Origin of the sequence: Frankia casuarinae, assembly GCF_000013345.1 — a bacterium.
In the GTDB taxonomy this organism is placed as follows: domain Bacteria; phylum Actinomycetota; class Actinomycetes; order Frankiales; family Frankiaceae; genus Frankia; species Frankia casuarinae.
Genome location: NC_007777.1, coordinates 2,745,287 through 2,761,180, shown reverse-complemented (window position 1 = coordinate 2,761,180; position 15,894 = coordinate 2,745,287). Strand labels below are relative to the sequence as shown.

Sequence of the window (15,894 nt, the reverse complement as noted above, 5' to 3'; positions counted from 1 at the left end):
GGGTCCTGGTTAGTCGTCGATCCGGAGCCAGTGCCGGGAGTAGTCGGTGAGCCGGATGGCGTGTGCGTGATTTGCCGGTAGAAGGCTACCACGTACCGTTACAGCGTCTCCGTCCTGCACCGGCGTGCTGAACTTCCACCACAGCACGTATATTTCGACGATTCCACTGCCGGTTACAAGGTCGAATCGGCGGGGGAAGAGGTTGCTTCTGCTCGCGTTCGTGACGCGGCCAGAGACGGTCACGTGGTCGGCCCGTGGCGTGGGGGCTATCAGCGCGGCGGGCGTCGTTTGTGACCGGTCTCGCACGCGGATTGTGGTGACGACGTCGTTGGAGAGTTGCAGTCCGGTCCACCGTCGCGCGATGATCGACCGGATGGAGTTGTTGTCGTTGCGAAATACCCGTCGGTAGCGCTCGTACTGCTGGATTTGGCGTTCGGCTGTGACGGTGGTGAAACCCAGCCGATCTCGAATACCGGGCAGCTCCTTTCGGAGGACTTCGACGTTGGCCAAGTCTTGGATCACGAAGTCGACGTCTTTACGCACTGTTCCTCTGGGGGTGAGGTGAAGACCGAACATCGATGACCCGAAGATGCCCACCGATTCGGGTCCGACGAGCTTGACCAGTTCCGTGTAGAGGTCGAACCAGACGGTTGAACGGAACGTCTCGACCATTGCGATTGCGGACCGAATCGGGTCGTGATGTTCGGCTACTTCTTGCACCGGGACGAGCGTGTAGGTATCGAGTACGTCCGCTGGCAGTCGTTCGTCTTCGATGAAGTTCTTCCGGTACCGGGCGTTGCGGTAGAATCTGTCGCCTTCTGGATGCGGCGAGTAGACGTTGTATCCGAGAAAATGAGTCCGGCTGTCGAGGTTGCCGAGGACTCGGTAGATCTTGCCGTCCTCGGTTACGACGTGGTCTAGGTCGAGGAGGGCACGTCGGTCGGATTCCACGACCGCCTCCATTCGTCGGCTGTGCTGACTTCGATGTCCTTCCCGCGGGCGTCGGCGATGAGGTAGTCCTGGATCGTGAGCATGAAGGGGATGTTGTCCTGCCATTCTTTGAGCGGGTTGCCGTCCGCTCGGTCTCGGCCCTTCTGGGCTACGCGCTTCCTGAGTTCTTCGGCGGTCCGGACGATCAGTAGCGTTGCGCGTATGTGCGCGGTTCGGTTCTCGTCTCGCAGCGCGGCAATGATCGGGCTGTGAAAGTGCGCTCCCTCGACTACTGCGTCGAATCCGTCGAGGACCAGCTTTCTGACCACTTGCCCGATGGCCGGTGCGATGGCTGCGGCATGATCGGCGAATCCGGTCACGATGTTGTGTTGGGTCGGCGATCCATAGAGTTCCCAGGCGGTGTGCGTCACCTTGGCGAGCACCGGAACGCGTTCGAGGTCCACGTAGGCTCTCTGGACCTCTCTGAGGTAGTCAGTCTGAACGACGGTTCTGATAGCCCGGTGATGCGCGAATGCTACCGCTCCGGTCGACTTCCCAACGCACGGAATACCGTAGACGATGTGGATGGTAGTCTCAGGCGTCGCCATAGCGGTACTTCCTTCCGCAGGCGATGACCTGATCGTATTCATCGCCGGTCAGCCCAGCGAGGCTGAACTCGCTTTCGAGACTCGTGCGGAACAGAACGGGGTCGTCGGTGTTGATGGACACTGGTATGCCGAGTTGGAGTGCAACCCTCGCCGGGCTCGTTCGGTTCCAATCGGCGACTCCCAGCAATGTGTTGCTGGTTGGGCACATGTCGAGACAGATGCCGTTGGCTCGCACGAAGTCCACAAGCGCCTCGTCGTCGAGAAGCAGAACGCCGTGGCCGATCCGGTCGGGTGTGATGCGGGCTAGGACGTAGTGGGAGATCGCGTTGTTGAACAACTCTCCCAGGTGGATGTTTACCTTCATTCCGCCGGTTTGCAGATTCCGCAGAGTCCGAAGATAGCGGTTGAACTTCGGGAGATCGTAGGGCAGAAAATTGAGGTCTACGCCGGCGATGCGGGTCGTCAGGTCATCCTGCTCGGATAGGACGTCAAACAGCGCATCTAGCTGGTCCTGGGTTTTGGTCATGTTCACGCCAGCGAGGAACGTTATGGAAAGAGCGGTACGGTAGGAAAGCTCCTCGCGGAAGATGTCGATGCCGTCACCGGCGCTGTGCATCCATCGCCAGCGGCCTGTGGACGGACCGATGCGGAGGTCAATGTGTTCGATCCGCGACGCCTGCATCTCGTCCAGAAGGCGGCGGACGACTCGGCGGAACGTTGCCTCGGTGAAGATGTCCGCGTCGTCGGTCAGGCTCATGACCGTCTGCCAGAGCAGGGTTAGCCGTTCCGCAGGCGTTGACTGTAGGTAGGCGTCTGTCTCGTATACGCCTCGTAGGTAACCTACCCTCTCGGGTTTCGCGATTTCGAGCGCCCGTAAGGCTGATTCGAAGTGGCAGTGTAGAAGGCTGTGCATGGCTGGTCCCCGTGACCTGATCGAAGTGTCTGCTGTGCGGCCGGCGTCGTGGCGTCAGCGCGGCTGCGGTCTGCTCGGCAGCGTGATCCGTCGAACTTCCTGCGGATGGGTCTGGATCAGGCGCTCGGCTTCCGCCTGGTCGTCGGCCATGACGCAGGTCGCTACGGCATGGATGACGGGCGCGAATGCCTCGATCCCGGAGCGGGCCGCGGACTCTGTAGGGTTAGGTATCAGATGGCTGTTATCGAGGACGGCGTCATAGCGGTGCCTGTCGGTGAACAGGTCGAAACCGTGTCGTCGCTGAAATAGCTGACGGTTGAAACTGTCCTTCTCGTCGAGGAGGGATCTGCACCGATCGGGGCTCGTTCTTCGATCACCCTGAGAGACAAGACATTTTCTGACTCGCGATTCGAGGTCGGATTCGATCCAGATACGCAGGAGCGGGCTGTCACCGATCCACGCGAGTGCCCACGTGTCGAAGACGGTTCTCTGTCGGGTCCGGTTCAGCGAGACGAGCCGTTCCTCCAACTCGGCGTCTACTGATCCGTTGCTGCGGGCCGCGTTGGTCTCACCGAGTCGAGTGAGCCAGACGGACTCGCCGGTCTGCTCTATTCCGAGAATCTCCAACAGGATCTCGGTCGCGGAGACGTACTGGTAGCCAAGTTCGTCCGCCAGCCGCTTTGCGTGGGTCGTCTTTCCGGCCGCCGTGAGCCCGGCGAACGCAATGTTGGAGGTGTGAGATGTGGTCACAGCTGTTGCCCGGTGTCCCGTTCGGCCCGCCATGCGGCGACGCCGGGCGGTTCGTGAGCTGTGTTGCTGGCGACGACCAGCTTCGCGCCGAGAAGCTGGATTTCCATTGCTATCGCTTTTCTAATCAGCGGCCAGGGCGAGATGTGGTCGGCGCTAGGCACGATGACGCTACAGCGGTCATCGTGGCGGAGGCAGTCGAGCAGCGTGGTCAGCGCAGGTCGAATGAGTCGGCCCGGTGGCATGTTGCGGTCAACGTAGATCTCGGCGAGGACATAGCTCTCGGCGTCGGCGTAGTCCTTGACCTGCCTGTTGAGGCGGGAGACTTCGTCGTCATCCTCTGCGGTGAGACTGAAGTATCCATAGGCCAACGGTCGTTCCATCTGGACTCCCGGCTTTCTGTAATGAGTTCCTGAGTTTGGGGCAGTTACTCGCCAGTCGTCCAGTCGTCGAGCGCGCGGAGGCGGTCCACGACGCGCCGGAGTGTCGCCATGTCGGTCACGAAGTCGGCTGAGAAGTCCGATAGGCGCGTGCGTAGCCCCGTAAGCAGCTCGCGTCTTGGCAAGTCTGTCTGTTTTGGGCCTGAGAGGTTATCCACGGCGACGGGCTCGGGGAGGGGGATCTCCGCCCAAACGACCTTCCCTAATTTTGTGAGGTAGTACGACCAGCGTTGCGCGAGTTCGTCGACGAGCAATAGTCCCAAGCCGCCTTCCGAGTCGAGATCGGTGGGTCTTGCCTCCGGTAGCGCAGGGCTTCCGTCCCAGACTTCGACGGTGAGTAGGCGGCCGATGAAGGACGTCCGGACGGCGATCATCGGTTGTCTCGCAGTTTCAGACGCTTTCACGGCGTTGGTGGCGAGTTCGCTCACGATCAGCTCGGCCGTATAGGCGCAGTCTTCGGCTCCTCGTTGCTGGACCAGTTCGACGACATGCCGCCGTATGTCGCCCACCGATGCGGCGGTCGCGGGAGCCCGGTACACCTCGACGTAGACCGCTGGCCGGAGACGCTGGGTGCCTGTCATCGGATACCGCCTATAGGTCGGCGCAATGGCCTGAGTCGTGATCCGGGACGCCGGGGCGAGCACGGCAGCACCCGCCGCCTTCCTGCGGGTTGTGATGGTCGGGGGCGGTACTGATCCGTCCGGCGATTCTGGTCACGTGACTGGTGAGCCAGCGCAACTCGTGGGCGATGGCGTCTGCCCGCTCGGTGAGAGCTGCCCACGCGATGTGATCTGGCTCAGGGCCACCTGCGCCCGCGACGGGGCTTGTCCTGAGCCGCTGGAGATAGAGCAGCACGTTCGTCGTGGTGAGGTCTTCTGGTTGTGGCGGGAGGGTGGAGAGCCCGAAATAGGGAGAGCGCGGCGGCCGTGCGGGCGGGAACGGCCGCTCGGGGATACCCGGCGTATCGGCGTCCGACGTCGGGTCTTGTGGCCTATGACCGGCCGCCTTCATCGTGTCGAGGAGAAGCCTGTCCTCCGGTCGGAGGTGTTCGCGGTCGGCGATGTCCAAGAGGCTGTGTACGTCGGTCCCGTATACGGAGGCGAGAAGCGCGAGCATCTGCGGGGTCGGCCTGCGGCGAGTGGAATTTGGCCAGTTCTCCAATTCGCTCAGGCGAGGCACGGTCATGGTCGCCTTGCCCTGTGGGTCGATGTCCAGATCCGCGGCACGGGCGTTGATACGGTCAGCGGCCAGTTGCAGCGTCCAGCCGTGAGCGTGGCGAAAAGCGGGCCGGGGGCGCAGCCGATAGCGACGCGAGAACTCGGCGGCGATCTCTTCATGCGTCATCCCAACGGCGCGCATACGATCACGTAGACGTTCCAACTCGACTCGTAGGCTAATTCCGGCCATGATGATGCCGACGCCCTTTCCCGCTCGTTCCGCCGCGTGTTCTTCGGCCACCGTGTGGCCTTCTTTCAGTTCAGCGCGTCCACGGCTCATGCCGGCAGGTCAGGGAGCAGGGATGTCAAGGGGATGATAGGGGGGATTGATCGTCTACGGCCCGTGACGGACCACTTACGGCCGCATGGCGGGCGTGCCATGATGGGCCGTTAGCGCCCCGGAAGGAACGAGACGATGGCGGAACCGAACCACCTGTTCCGGGCGGCCCGCGTCCGTGTGGAGTCGCCCGAGGCACCAGGCGAGCCCCTGGCCCGACGCGAGCTAGCCGAGATGGTCAACGCCTGGATCTACGAGCAGACCGGGCGTGAGACGGCGATCGACGGGAACTACATCGGCAAGCTGGAACGCGGCTTGATCCGCTGGCCTGACGCGCTGTACCGGCAGGCGTTTCACGCCGTCCTGGCCACCAAGCAAGATCGGGAGCTGGGCTTCCGTCGACCACGTCGCACAGAGCGGAACACTGAGGACGTGAACCGAAGCGAGTTCTTGCGCGCCATGGCAGGCGTAGGCGCCGCCGTCGTGACCGGCTCCTTCACCGAGCTGGCCACGAGTCCCCCTCCCGACGTGCCCGCCGTCGTGGGGCGCGAAGAGATTGATCAACTGCGAATGGCGGCGCGTCTGTTCGGAACGGTTGACCACACGTACGGCGGCGGGCTCGTACGCGAGGCGGTCGCCGGCCAGCTCCGCTACGCCGTGAATCTCCTGAACGCACGCTGCCCGGAACGTCTGCGCGACGAACTGTTTACCTCGGTCGGCTTCCTCGCGCATACCGCAGCGTTCATGGCGTTCGACGCCTACGTCCACGAGGATGCTCGAAGAATGTTCTCTCTCGCGCTCGCGTGTGCCGAGGAGGCGGGTGACTGGCACCTGAGAGCAAAAGCGCTTTCGTCGATGGCCAGGCAGGCTATCTGGCGAGGCGACCCTGATATGGGCCTCACGCTGGTAGACGTCGCTTTCATTCGTGCCGAACGCCTTACGCCCACCGAACGCGCCATGCTCCTTGCCGCCAAGGCACGTGCGCTCGCAAAGCTGGGTCGGGAGCAGGAGACGCTACGGATCATCGGCCAGGCCGACGACGAGTTTAGCCAGTCCGAGCCGGAAAACGATCCGGTCTGGATGGCCTACTACGACCTCGCTCAACACGTCGGAGACACCGGTCACGCCGTTTTCGATCTGGCGGTCAGAAACGCCAGGCACGCGCCGGAGGCTGCGCGGCGTCTGGACGGTGCGGTCACTGGACACAGCGCCACGTTCGCCCGGTCCATAGCCATCAGCCAGACAAAACTCGCGTCGCTCATGATGAAGACCGGCGACCCGCAAGAAGCGGCCATCGTCGGCTCCGCGGCACTCCGCGCCGCAGGACAAGTACATTCTCGACGGGCGGCAGATGACATACGCGAGCTAGGAACATTCGCGAAACGACACGAACGGATCGATGAAGTCGCGGAACTCAGGCATAACATTCAGACGGTCACCAGCTCCGCATGAGCGGCCAGCATCGCGACAAGCCGAGCGGGGACAGTACAGAACTACTGCGGACAGCCTGCGTCCACGCGGGTGTTCCGTACGGCTCGGCCGAACTCCTCCGGGAGGGCGAGAACACCATCTTCCGTCTCCCGGGCGGCATTATCGCCCGCATAAGCCGCGCAGGCCAGGAGAAAGTCGCAGCCAAAGAGGTGACGGTCTCCCGCTGGCTTGAAGAGAACGGTTTCCCTGCCGTTCGCGCGCTGGCGCTGCCAGGCGCCGCCCATCAGCCAGTTGTCATCAGCGGGCACGCCGTGACGTTCTGGCAGGAACTACCCCCGCACCGACACGGGACACCACGGGAGGTGGCAGCAGCATTGCGGGCACTTCACGCCATTCCACCACCGACTGGATTTACGCTCGATCCCCTGTCACCCATGACACGGCTACGCGAGCGCATCGAGGGGGCACGCACGCTAACCGCCGCTGACCGTCACTGGCTGCGAAACCGAGTCGAGACTCTAACAAGTCGGTACAACAGCCTGCCGCCAGGGCTGCCGCTCAGCGCCGTTCACGGCGACGCGTGGGGAGGGAACCTCGTGGTCACCCCTGACGGCCAAACCGTACTCCTCGACCTCGAACGCTTCTCTATCGGCCCACCTGAATGGGACCTCGTATCGACCGCCATCAAACACAGCTCCTTCGCCTGGATCACAGCCGGAGAGTACGCTGAGTTCGTCGAGGTTTACGGCCACGACGTCACGAACTGGAGCGGCTTCGAAACCCTCCGGGACATTCGCGAGCTACGCATGGCCTGTTACGTAGCTCAGCAGGCTTCAAAAGACGATGGATGGCAATCCGAGGCACGGAAACGCGTGGATTCCATACGGGGACTCCTCGGTCCGCGACCGTGGCCATGGCAACCTGCGCTCTGAACATCATCGCGGCACGCCCCCCGCCCGTCGTGTAGCCGTACCGGTCGCCGTTCCGATCTCCCGTTTGAGCCGCTATCCCGCTGGGGCGTGCTGGCGCAGGTCGCGCTGCCGCTGGGGTCACCCGAGGACATCCCGACTCGTACCCCCACGGTCTACGTGTTCAGTCGAGGCGCCTCGGTGGGTGTCCGGTGGGTCCGGGCGTCGGTTCTGGACGGCCGTGGCCCCGGCCGCTGGGCATCAGCGCGTCCGCAGGCGGCCGCAGGTCCGCTACATCCTGCTTGGCCAGAATTGTCCGGCTTCCCGTTGGTCCGCCCACCGGACCCCCCATCGGCCCGCCCGCCGGACCCCCCGTAAAGACGGGTGGGTCTGCGATGCCGCACTGGCGCAGGTCATAGCACCTTTCACACCCACCCAAGTACTCCGCGACTTAAATACCCAACGGGTACTGTTGAAAGTATAGGAGCGGCCTGCGGAGCCGTGATGTGGCCCCTTTCCGTGCCGTTCTCCGGCAGCGGTATAGCTCGCGCGCATGGCAGCCGAGCGACAACCACAGTTGTCGGCTTTCCCTGACAGCGGCATCTGGCACGGACGCCAGCAGGCCCACAGGGAACCCCCTTTCGCTGTGATCTCGCCCACACCGCCGTGCCGCTTTTGCGATAAAATGCCCCGTTTGCCGGATGTCCCAACCGGTGCCCCGTCCGCGTACCCAACGGAGACCCCAACCGTGTACCTGCTTAGTGGGTACACCCGGCGTGGCGCATCTGCGCAGCTCGGAGGGTATCTGGGGTGTACCCAAGTGGGCCAAGACTTAGTTGCCTACTGGCATCCTATCTAATCATGGTCGCGGGCAGGGGGGTGGCCTGCGGAACGTGCCGCTCTTGGCGAAAGCGGATCGCACGGTTAGCGTTTATTCGCCGAATTCCCCCTCTGCCTGTTCTGTGAGGTGCCGTGGTCGATCCGTCCCGCCTGCCCCGTCCCGCTCACACCGACCCGCGCGACGATCCACCGCACAGCGCGGACGGGCCGCCGCGGACCGGAGCGGCGGGCACGGGCGCGGATGGCGCCGAACCGGCGCCAGAGGCGGGCGGGCCGACCGACCGGGCGTTTCACCTCGCGCGGGTCTGCGCCGGATTCACCACCACGATCAGCCGCCGCTCGGCGGAACGCCTCGCCCGACTGCTGTCCCCGCCCGACGACGACGGGCAGCAGGACTCTCACGCGGCCTGAGAACCCGCCACCGGGCCGCCCACGGACACCGGTGGCGGCCCGTCGACGTGTAACCGCCGGGCAGGACCGTAACCGCAGAGTTACACCCTCGGTTACTCGTGAGACCTGCGCTGACCTGCGCACGAGCATCGGTGTAACGGGTAACCCGCGGCGCGGCCCGACCCGTCAACCCGGCCTAATACGGCTCTCGGGTCGCCCAGGCGGGCCTTACCGGTTACCCCCGCCCGCACGTTCCGGGCGGGCAGCTTGACGGCGATGCTGTCCCGATCCGGCCGGGCTCGTCGCGGCGCGGTCCGGCGGGGGTAGCGGCGTGGGGCGGGGGTAGCGGCTGCGCTACCTACGCCGCTACACGCCGTGGCCGCGCTGACCTGCGCGGACGTAGAGGTGTAGCGGGTAGCGGCCCGACGCGGCCAAGCCGTCCACGCGGCTCTGGCGGCCGGTGGACGGCGGGTACCACCGCTACGCGCTACACCGCTGATCGCTGTTTGCCTGTGTTTGCCTGCGTTTGGAATAGATAGCCGCCGGTCGGCGTTGTGATTGATGTCAGGGCCTGTTTCGCCGTGTCCCCGCACCGCGCGCCCGGTCGACCCGACCAGGCGCATCGCCGTGTGAGGTGCCGTTGGTCGGTCCGTCCGTTACCCGTCGTCCCCCCTCCACGCCGACCCCCACCGACGACGACGGACCACCGGACCAGCCATCGACCACCGACCCGCCGGGCGGTGATCCGACCGACCGGGCGTTTCACCTCGCGCGGGTCTGCGCCGGATTCACCACCACGATCAGCCGCCGCTCGGCCGACCGCCTCGCCCGACTGCTGTCCCCACCCGACACCGCCACCGACGACGGGCGAGACGGCCCCCACGCGGCCTGAGAACGCCACAGCGGCACGAACAGACCGACAACGGCACGGGGCGCCCGCCCACGTTCACCGTGGGCGGCCCCGCGGCCGTTGCGCGTCTGCTACCCGCCAGGGTCACAGCGGGTTCTGATCGATGTGGATACGGCTGTAGTCGAACTGGCCACGCGGCACCCGCGACTCGTCGATCACCACAGCGGCGAACAGGAACCGCAGCACCGCGTTCATCCGCTCGTACTCCTCGGCCTCCACCAGCGCATCCCACGCCGCGCGGGCATGCGGCCCGGTCAGCCCCGCCAGCACCTCCACCGCCGGGCGCACCACCGTCTTGCGCTGCACCTTCTTGATCCGCTCCTCCACGGTGCGGCGCATCTCCCGGTACTCCCGCGACTTGATCTCCCGGGCGTTCCACATCGCCTTCAACTCCGCCAGCTCCGCGTTGTCCTCCTCGATCGCGGCCTGGTCGGCATCCGTCAACGTCGCGGCGGCTTCCTGCCCCGACGGGTCCAACCGCGTCAGCAGATCCACCGCCGCATCCGTGACGAACGCCTCCAACGCCGGAGCGTTGATCCGCCGGGAGCACTTCTGCTCATCCGTGCGGTACTTGCGCGAGCACAGGTAACCCGGCGAGACATGCCCACCGGTACCGGCCATCCGCGTGCCGCACCGCTTGCACGTCACGATCCCGCGCAGCAGGAAGAACCGGGCGGGGGTCCTGGTCGCCGCGTGCGCGGCGGCCCGGTAGGAACGCCGGTCGCGGATCTCGGCCCACGTCCCCGGATCGAAGATCGCAGGCCAGATCCCCTGACCGATCTCCTCACCTCGAAACACCCGGATACCCGCCGCGTGGTGCGAGTCCAACACCGCCAGCACGGAGAACTCGTCCCACGGCCGCCCGCTGGCGGTCACCTTGCCCTGCTCGTTGAGCACAGCGGCGATCTGGATCGACGTGGCGCCGTCCAGGTAACGCGCGGCGATGTCCCGCGCCACCTCCGCCTCCGCCTCGACGATGCTCATGCCGTCCGGTGTGTAGCCGAACCGGCGCTTGCCCGGATGCGGCTTCCCGTCGTTGGCCCGGTCCACCATCGCGTCCTTCATCCGCCGCGACGTGTCATCCGACGACCGGCACGCATGCGCCACCTCGATCCGCAGGAAGAACCGGTCATCCGGATCGGACAGGTCCCGCTGGTTGGCCTGCCCATGAAGAGTGATGTCCCGATCATCCGAGATCGCCAACAACTCCTCAAGATCCTTCGGCTGTCGCATCAGCCGGTCCGGATGGTAGGCCACCACATGCTGAACCTCACCAGCACGCGCCACCTCCAACAGCCGATCCCACCCCTTGCGCTTACGATCACGCTTCCACGCCGACCGGTTGTTGTCGACGAACACATGCGCCACCCGCAACCCCAACCGGCGCACCACCTCCCGGCAGATCCGCTCCTGCCGGTCCACCCCCGTCTGGTCCTCGTCCGCCACGTGCGAAATCCGGCAGTAGATCGCCGCGGACTGCCCCGCCCAGTCCTCCCGCGACGCCCGCTTACGCCCGTACCGCGCCTGACGCCGAATCCGCGCCTGCCCTGGCCCTGTGCCCGTTTCGCCCATACCCATATGCTACGAACAGCCAATGACTGAGTCCGGCGTCATGAACATCGCGAAAATCATCAGCGTGACCGCGAACAGCGCGAAACCCGCCGAGGGGATCACCCGCGGATGGATCAGGTCCCCGAAGATCCCAATGATCGGCACGCACACCATCGCGAGGATCGCCATCGGCGCGACCACGAGCCCGGCGTCCGCGCCGGACATCGCGCGCACCGATTCCAGATAGAAGTACAGCGGCACCAGCACCGCCGGGACGGCCGCGCCAGCCGCGGCGACGGCGACGTTCGAGAGCGCGAAGTTGCGGTCCCGGAAGATGCCCAGCGGCAGCAGCAGCTCACCGCCGGCGCCGCGGGTCTGCGGATGCGGACCCGGGAAGGCATGAAGATCGCCAAGGCCAAGGGCCGGCTCCGCGGCAAGAAACCGAAGCTCAACGCCCGGGCTGACGCTGTTGGCCGCGTCGGCGGCGGCGTGTTGCTCCTGCCGGTGTTTACCGCACTGTTCGGGCTGCGCTTCGCGGTGCCCGTGCTGACGCTGACCCAGTTGTCCAGCAACGGCAGCCGGGCCTGGTTCAATCACCGGGAGCTGCGCTGGCCGCTGATCGGCTGGTTCGCACTCGGCGCGGTCCCCCTAGCTAGGCAATCCCGTCCCTACCGGGCCCCGTTGCCCCACCCCCTGGGAACACGCCCACAGGCGCCGCCCTGGACAATCACCTTCGGCGGGAACCGGAACCCGGCGAATTCTGACGTCGGAACCGGTGGACGGACACGACGTCGACGCATCACTCGAGCATGACTGATCGGTCGCCGAGATGGCGAGCTTCGCCGACGCAACAGTGCCAACCAGCTGGGTCCTTGAGGCCGACAGGACCCGCCTACGCCGCGCACTCGCCGAGGCGGCTGCCGTGCCTCTCCCACAGAGGCGCGGCAGCCGGCTTGATGACCATCCACCGTCCGGTGACTCGTCAGCCGCCCAAAGACGTGGACAGCGCGGTCAACGCCTGCTTCTCGCTGGCGGGGTCAGGGTGGGATGCCCGCACTGCGCTGAGGGCGTCGTCGATCCGACCGTCGAGGAACGTCCAGGCGTTGCTGTCCATGGGCTTGAGCGTGGACTCATCATCGTCCCAGGTCGTCTCGAGACCCTTGATCCGGGCCTTGGCACCGCTCTGGTCGCCCGTGTTCACCTTGGTGAGCGTGTCGTCGACGATCGCCTTGAGGCTGGCGATATCGGCCGCTGGGAAGTGAGCGACTGCCTGGGCGGGGGTGAGCTGGATGGTGTTGGAGGCCGATCCGCCCTCCTCCGCCGCGATCGGAGAGGTGTGCGGGGTCTGCGCGGTGTGGTGGAGCAGAAGCCCGGCCGCGAGTGCGGCCACGGCGTAGAGGCTGAGGGCGAGTCGCTCTCGGCCGGGGCCCGCGCCGTGGACGCCGGTGTCCGGCGCCTCCGACTCGGGGATGACGTCCGCCTTCGACCAGGTGAGGTAGAGGACGGTGGCCCCGATGGCGACGAGGAAGATCACACTGGTGAGAGCGGTGCCCAGGCCCAGTCCCTGCTCGGATTTCGGGGTTGCGAACCAGTCGCCGATGTTGGCGCCCAGCGGCCGGGTGAGGATATAGGCCAACCAGAAGGCGAGCACCGGCTGCCCGCCGAACCGCCAGGCGACGACGACGATCGCGATGAGGGCGGCCGGGAGCAGGACCGCCTTGCCCGGGCCCCAGCCGCTGAGTTCGAGGGTCCAGTCGCCGGCGGCGGTACCGAGCGCGAAGGTCACCAGGACCGCGAGCCAGTAGAACGCCTCGCGGGGCGTCGAGGTGATGCTGTGGATCGACAGGGTGCGCTCACGCGCGTACCAGACGCCGAAGACGACCGCCAGGAGGAGAGCGAAGATCGTGGTGCTCACCTTCAGCGGAACGCCCTGGCTGTCCGTGAGGATGTCGGTGTAGAGCGTGCCGGTGATACTCACGACCACGACGGTGAGCCAGTAGGCCAACGGCACGTATCGGCGCAGCCGCATCTGCGCATAGAGCACCGCGGCCAGGACAGCGGTGAACAGGAGCGCCGTCCTGGTGAGGCCGACGCCGAGCGTCATGTTGATCCAGTCGGCGAAGCTCTCGCCGACGGTGGTACAGAGGATCTTGATTACCCAGAACCAGATCGTGATCTCGGGGACCTTGTTCAGCATCTCGCCCTCCCGGGAGGAGGGTCGGCTGACGGTCAGTTCGGTGGTCATGTGTGGCAGCATCGCGAAGAGATCCTGCAATCAACCTGTACGAGTGTCGGCCCGAGCGTCTGGGTCACGAGCAGGCGTCGCCGCGACGCGGAGAACACCTCGGCTCGGCGCCCGCCGCCGAGTCTGCGCCGCGAAGCGCCGACTGGCCGTCAAGGTTGCGTGCAGGTTCTGCTCGTCATCATGCGGACCGGACATGAAGGGTCGCAGTACTGACGGAGGAAGCGATGATCACGATCGGGGTCTGCGAGGACCAGGAGTCCATCCGGACCATCCTTGTCCGAGGGCTGCGTCAGGCTGGCTACGAGGTGGTCGTCGCCCACGATGGCCGCGAGGCGCTCCGCCAGTTCAGCCCGGACAACAACGTCGGCGTGATCATCATGGACATCGGCCTGCCGGACGCTGACGGCCGCGATGTCGTCCAGGCGCTCAAGTCAGTCGGGCAGCGCGCTCCCGTCCTCTTCCTGACCGCGCTCGGTGCGACGCACGACCATCTTGCCGGTTTCGCCGCCGGCGCGGACGACTATGTCACCAAGCCGTTCGACCTGCGGGTGCTTCTGGCACGCCTCGAGGTTCTGGCGCGCCGTGGACCTGCCAGCGCCATCAGCGCGGGCGGGCTTGTCCTCGACCCGGTCACGCACTCGGCCCGCACCGCGGCGGGACAGGTACGCCTCACCCCCACCGAGTTCCGGATGCTGGCGGCGATCACCGCTCGGCCGCACGAGGTGGTGCGCAGAAGAAGTGTCATCGCCGCTGCCTGGCCCGACGGAGCGATCGTCAGCGACAACACCGTCGACTCCTTCATCCGCCGTCTGCGGAGCAAACTCGAGTCGATCGACTCGCCGACGGGAATCGAGACGATTCGAGCCGTCGGATTCACGATGACGCGGAAGGATGGCTAGGCGAACGGTGGCGAACTGGGCTTCCCGGGTCGTGACCTGGCGCCTGCGGTGGCGGGACCGACTGAGTCTGCGGGCACAGCTCGTCACGATCACGGCCCTCCTCGCCAGCGCCGTCGCCGCCGGTCTGGTGATCGTTGTCCAGATCTCCCTCGCCGGCGCCGCGCGCAGCACCACGGACAGGGTGCTGAACGATCACGTCAAGGCCCTGGTGGCCAGCATCAGTGCGGCGTCACCCGACGGGGCCCTCCACGTGCCCCGATCCCAGCTCAACCCGGGCGTCGCGGTCTACGACACCTCGGGGTCACGGGTCGCCGGAACCATTCCGCCCTCCATGCAGGAGGAGTACAAGGAACTTTCCACAACGGACAGGCAGCGCATCGTCGAAGGCGGCGAACCCTTCGCCATCATGGCCCTGCCCTTCACGACCTCATCGAAGCTGCAGGGGGTGGTGATCCTCGCCGAGCCCCTGGCTCCCTACGAGCGGAACGAGCAGGCAGCGATGGTGGTCTCCATCATCGCCGGGGCGCTGCTCGTCCTCATGGCCGCCGGCTCGGCGGCGTGGATCAGCAGGCGGGTGCTGAGCCCGGTGGAGCAGATGGCACGCACGGCCGCCGAGTGGAGCGAGCACGACCTCGAGCGCCGGTTCGCACTCGGAGCCCCGACCAACGAGATCCGGGCTCTCGGCAGCACCCTGGACGGGCTGCTGGACAAGGTCGCCTCCGTCATCAGGGCCGAGCAGCGTCTCACCTCGGAGCTCGCCCACGAGCTTCGGACGCCGTTGACCACCATCCACGGAGCCGCCGACCTGCTCGCGCTGCGCACCGATCTGGACGACCAGGCGCGCGAGGACGTCGCACTCATCAAGAACTCCAGCGCGTCGATGTCCAACACGATCAGTGCGCTGCTGGACCTTGCCCGCCGCCACCGCCAGGCGCTTCACAGCGACCGCACGCAGCTGGACGACCTGGCGGTCAAGCTCAAAGGCCTGCCTTTGCCCCGCGGCCACGTGAACGTCGACCTGTCCCCGGCGCTTTCGATCAACGTTCCCGAGGTACTCGCCATCCGCGCGCTCGCCCCGATCCTGAACAACGCACTCCAGGTCTCGGACCGCGCCTGGGTCAGTGCGCGGGCCGACGGCCGAAACGTGACCCTACTCGTGGCCGACAGCGGCCCCGGGGTGCCCGACCAGTGGGTGGAGACGTTGTTCGAACCCGGCTGGAGCGGGAACGGGGGCTCCGGCCTCGGACTCTCGCTCGCGAAACGGGTGGCGCGCAGCGGCGGAGGCGACGTCTCGCTCGTCGAACAGTACAACCAGTACGGCGGCGCCACCTTCGCCGTCATGTTCCCCGGCGGCCGCGCCGCCCGCACCCAGCACTAGCTCGTCGCGGCCGGCGGTTCGGGCAAACTGCTTCAGCTCGCAAGCCCCGGCCGCTCGAGCCCGCGCGGCCAGCCGTGGCGGGCGCCGGTCGGGTCGCCCGCGAAGATCCGACCTCGAACACGCCTCAGCTCTCAGCCCGCCCTGGATCAGGCCCCTACGGCTGGAAGACGGCTCGGATGCTTGGTCTTGAACAGCTCATAGCCGTGGAGG

The 15,894-nt window shown here is 66.0% G+C and carries 15 protein-coding genes and 2 pseudogenes; 7 read left to right on the top strand and 10 right to left on the bottom strand.

Annotation, left to right across the window (positions count from 1 at the left end):
* Window positions 1-9: 9 nt before the first annotated feature.
* The 7 genes from FRANCCI3_RS11980 to FRANCCI3_RS28735 all read right to left on the bottom strand — a co-directional run bounded on the left by FRANCCI3_RS11980 (window position 10) and on the right by FRANCCI3_RS28735 (window position 5,135).
* A complete protein-coding gene (locus FRANCCI3_RS11980; RefSeq protein ID WP_023840295.1) occupies window positions 10-951 on the bottom strand; it encodes a hypothetical protein in 942 nt (313 codons plus the stop codon).
* Complete coding sequence (locus FRANCCI3_RS11975) at window positions 918-1,538, bottom strand: mevalonate-3-phosphate 5-kinase (protein ID WP_011436795.1); 621 nt, start codon at window positions 1,536-1,538, stop codon at window positions 918-920. Before FRANCCI3_RS11975 ends, FRANCCI3_RS11980 begins: the two co-directional genes overlap by 34 nt.
* On the bottom strand, window positions 1,525-2,295 hold the full coding sequence (locus FRANCCI3_RS11970; RefSeq protein WP_035732737.1) for a hypothetical protein: 771 nt from the start codon (window positions 2,293-2,295) through the stop codon (window positions 1,525-1,527). The genes FRANCCI3_RS11975 and FRANCCI3_RS11970 overlap by 14 nt, the downstream gene beginning before the upstream one ends.
* Window positions 2,296-2,505: 210 nt before the next feature.
* The gene (locus FRANCCI3_RS11965) at window positions 2,506-3,201 is read right to left on the bottom strand and encodes a cytidylate kinase-like family protein (protein ID WP_023840296.1); all 696 of its coding nucleotides are present in this window, start codon (window positions 3,199-3,201) and stop codon (window positions 2,506-2,508) included.
* A complete protein-coding gene (locus FRANCCI3_RS11960) occupies window positions 3,198-3,581 on the bottom strand; it encodes a recombinase family protein (RefSeq protein ID WP_011436792.1) in 384 nt (127 codons plus the stop codon). Before FRANCCI3_RS11960 ends, FRANCCI3_RS11965 begins: the two co-directional genes overlap by 4 nt.
* 44 nt (window positions 3,582-3,625) lie before the next feature.
* Entirely contained in the window at window positions 3,626-4,219 is a 594-nt protein-coding gene (locus tag FRANCCI3_RS23460; protein ID WP_011436791.1) for an ATP-binding protein, read from the bottom strand.
* Between the two features lie 10 nt (window positions 4,220-4,229).
* Complete coding sequence (locus FRANCCI3_RS28735; protein WP_175455931.1) at window positions 4,230-5,135, bottom strand: helix-turn-helix domain-containing protein; 906 nt, start codon at window positions 5,133-5,135, stop codon at window positions 4,230-4,232.
* Window positions 5,136-5,366: 231 nt separating this feature from the next.
* Between FRANCCI3_RS28735 and FRANCCI3_RS11945 the strand changes: the two genes are divergently transcribed.
* The 4 genes from FRANCCI3_RS11945 (at window position 5,367) to FRANCCI3_RS11935 (ending at window position 9,593) form a co-directional block, all read left to right on the top strand.
* Window positions 5,367-6,584 (top strand): hypothetical protein, encoded by a 1,218-nt coding sequence (locus tag FRANCCI3_RS11945; RefSeq protein ID WP_108913702.1) that lies wholly within the window; start codon window positions 5,367-5,369, stop codon window positions 6,582-6,584.
* Entirely contained in the window at window positions 6,581-7,495 is a 915-nt protein-coding gene (locus FRANCCI3_RS24545; protein ID WP_011436788.1) for an aminoglycoside phosphotransferase family protein, read from the top strand. The genes FRANCCI3_RS11945 and FRANCCI3_RS24545 overlap by 4 nt, the downstream gene beginning before the upstream one ends.
* A 948-nt stretch (window positions 7,496-8,443) precedes the next feature.
* Window positions 8,444-8,722: a hypothetical protein gene (locus tag FRANCCI3_RS11940; protein ID WP_011436787.1), complete on the top strand. Its 279-nt coding sequence runs from the start codon at window positions 8,444-8,446 to the stop codon at window positions 8,720-8,722.
* 619 nt (window positions 8,723-9,341) lie between these two features.
* Window positions 9,342-9,593, top strand: a complete 252-nt coding sequence (locus FRANCCI3_RS11935; protein WP_023840299.1) for a hypothetical protein — start codon at window positions 9,342-9,344, stop codon at window positions 9,591-9,593.
* Window positions 9,594-9,695: 102 nt separating this feature from the next.
* Here the strand turns inward: FRANCCI3_RS11935 and FRANCCI3_RS11930 are convergent, their stop codons facing one another.
* Window positions 9,696-11,183 (bottom strand): recombinase family protein, encoded by a 1,488-nt coding sequence (locus FRANCCI3_RS11930; protein WP_162839489.1) that lies wholly within the window; start codon window positions 11,181-11,183, stop codon window positions 9,696-9,698.
* A gap of 354 nt (window positions 11,184-11,537) precedes the next feature.
* Between FRANCCI3_RS11930 and FRANCCI3_RS29075 the strand changes: the two are divergent.
* Window positions 11,538-11,630 (top strand): annotated as a pseudogene (locus FRANCCI3_RS29075) (recombinase family protein); the annotation flags it as partial.
* 254 nt (window positions 11,631-11,884) lie between these two features.
* Here the strand turns inward: FRANCCI3_RS29075 and FRANCCI3_RS28065 are convergent.
* Both FRANCCI3_RS28065 and FRANCCI3_RS11920 read right to left on the bottom strand, forming a co-directional pair.
* Window positions 11,885-11,962: pseudogene (locus FRANCCI3_RS28065) on the bottom strand (IS6 family transposase); the annotation flags it as partial.
* Between the two features lie 182 nt (window positions 11,963-12,144).
* The gene (locus tag FRANCCI3_RS11920; RefSeq protein WP_011436783.1) at window positions 12,145-13,419 is read right to left on the bottom strand and encodes a COG4705 family protein; all 1,275 of its coding nucleotides are present in this window, start codon (window positions 13,417-13,419) and stop codon (window positions 12,145-12,147) included.
* A 212-nt stretch (window positions 13,420-13,631) separates the two neighbouring features.
* On the opposite strand from FRANCCI3_RS11920, the gene FRANCCI3_RS11915 reads away from it, so the two are divergent.
* Window positions 13,632-14,306, top strand: a complete 675-nt coding sequence (locus tag FRANCCI3_RS11915; RefSeq protein WP_011436782.1) for a response regulator transcription factor — start codon at window positions 13,632-13,634, stop codon at window positions 14,304-14,306.
* A complete protein-coding gene (locus tag FRANCCI3_RS11910) occupies window positions 14,299-15,684 on the top strand; it encodes a sensor histidine kinase (RefSeq protein ID WP_011436781.1) in 1,386 nt (461 codons plus the stop codon). Before FRANCCI3_RS11915 ends, FRANCCI3_RS11910 begins: the two co-directional genes overlap by 8 nt.
* Window positions 15,685-15,894: the final 210 nt, after the last annotated feature.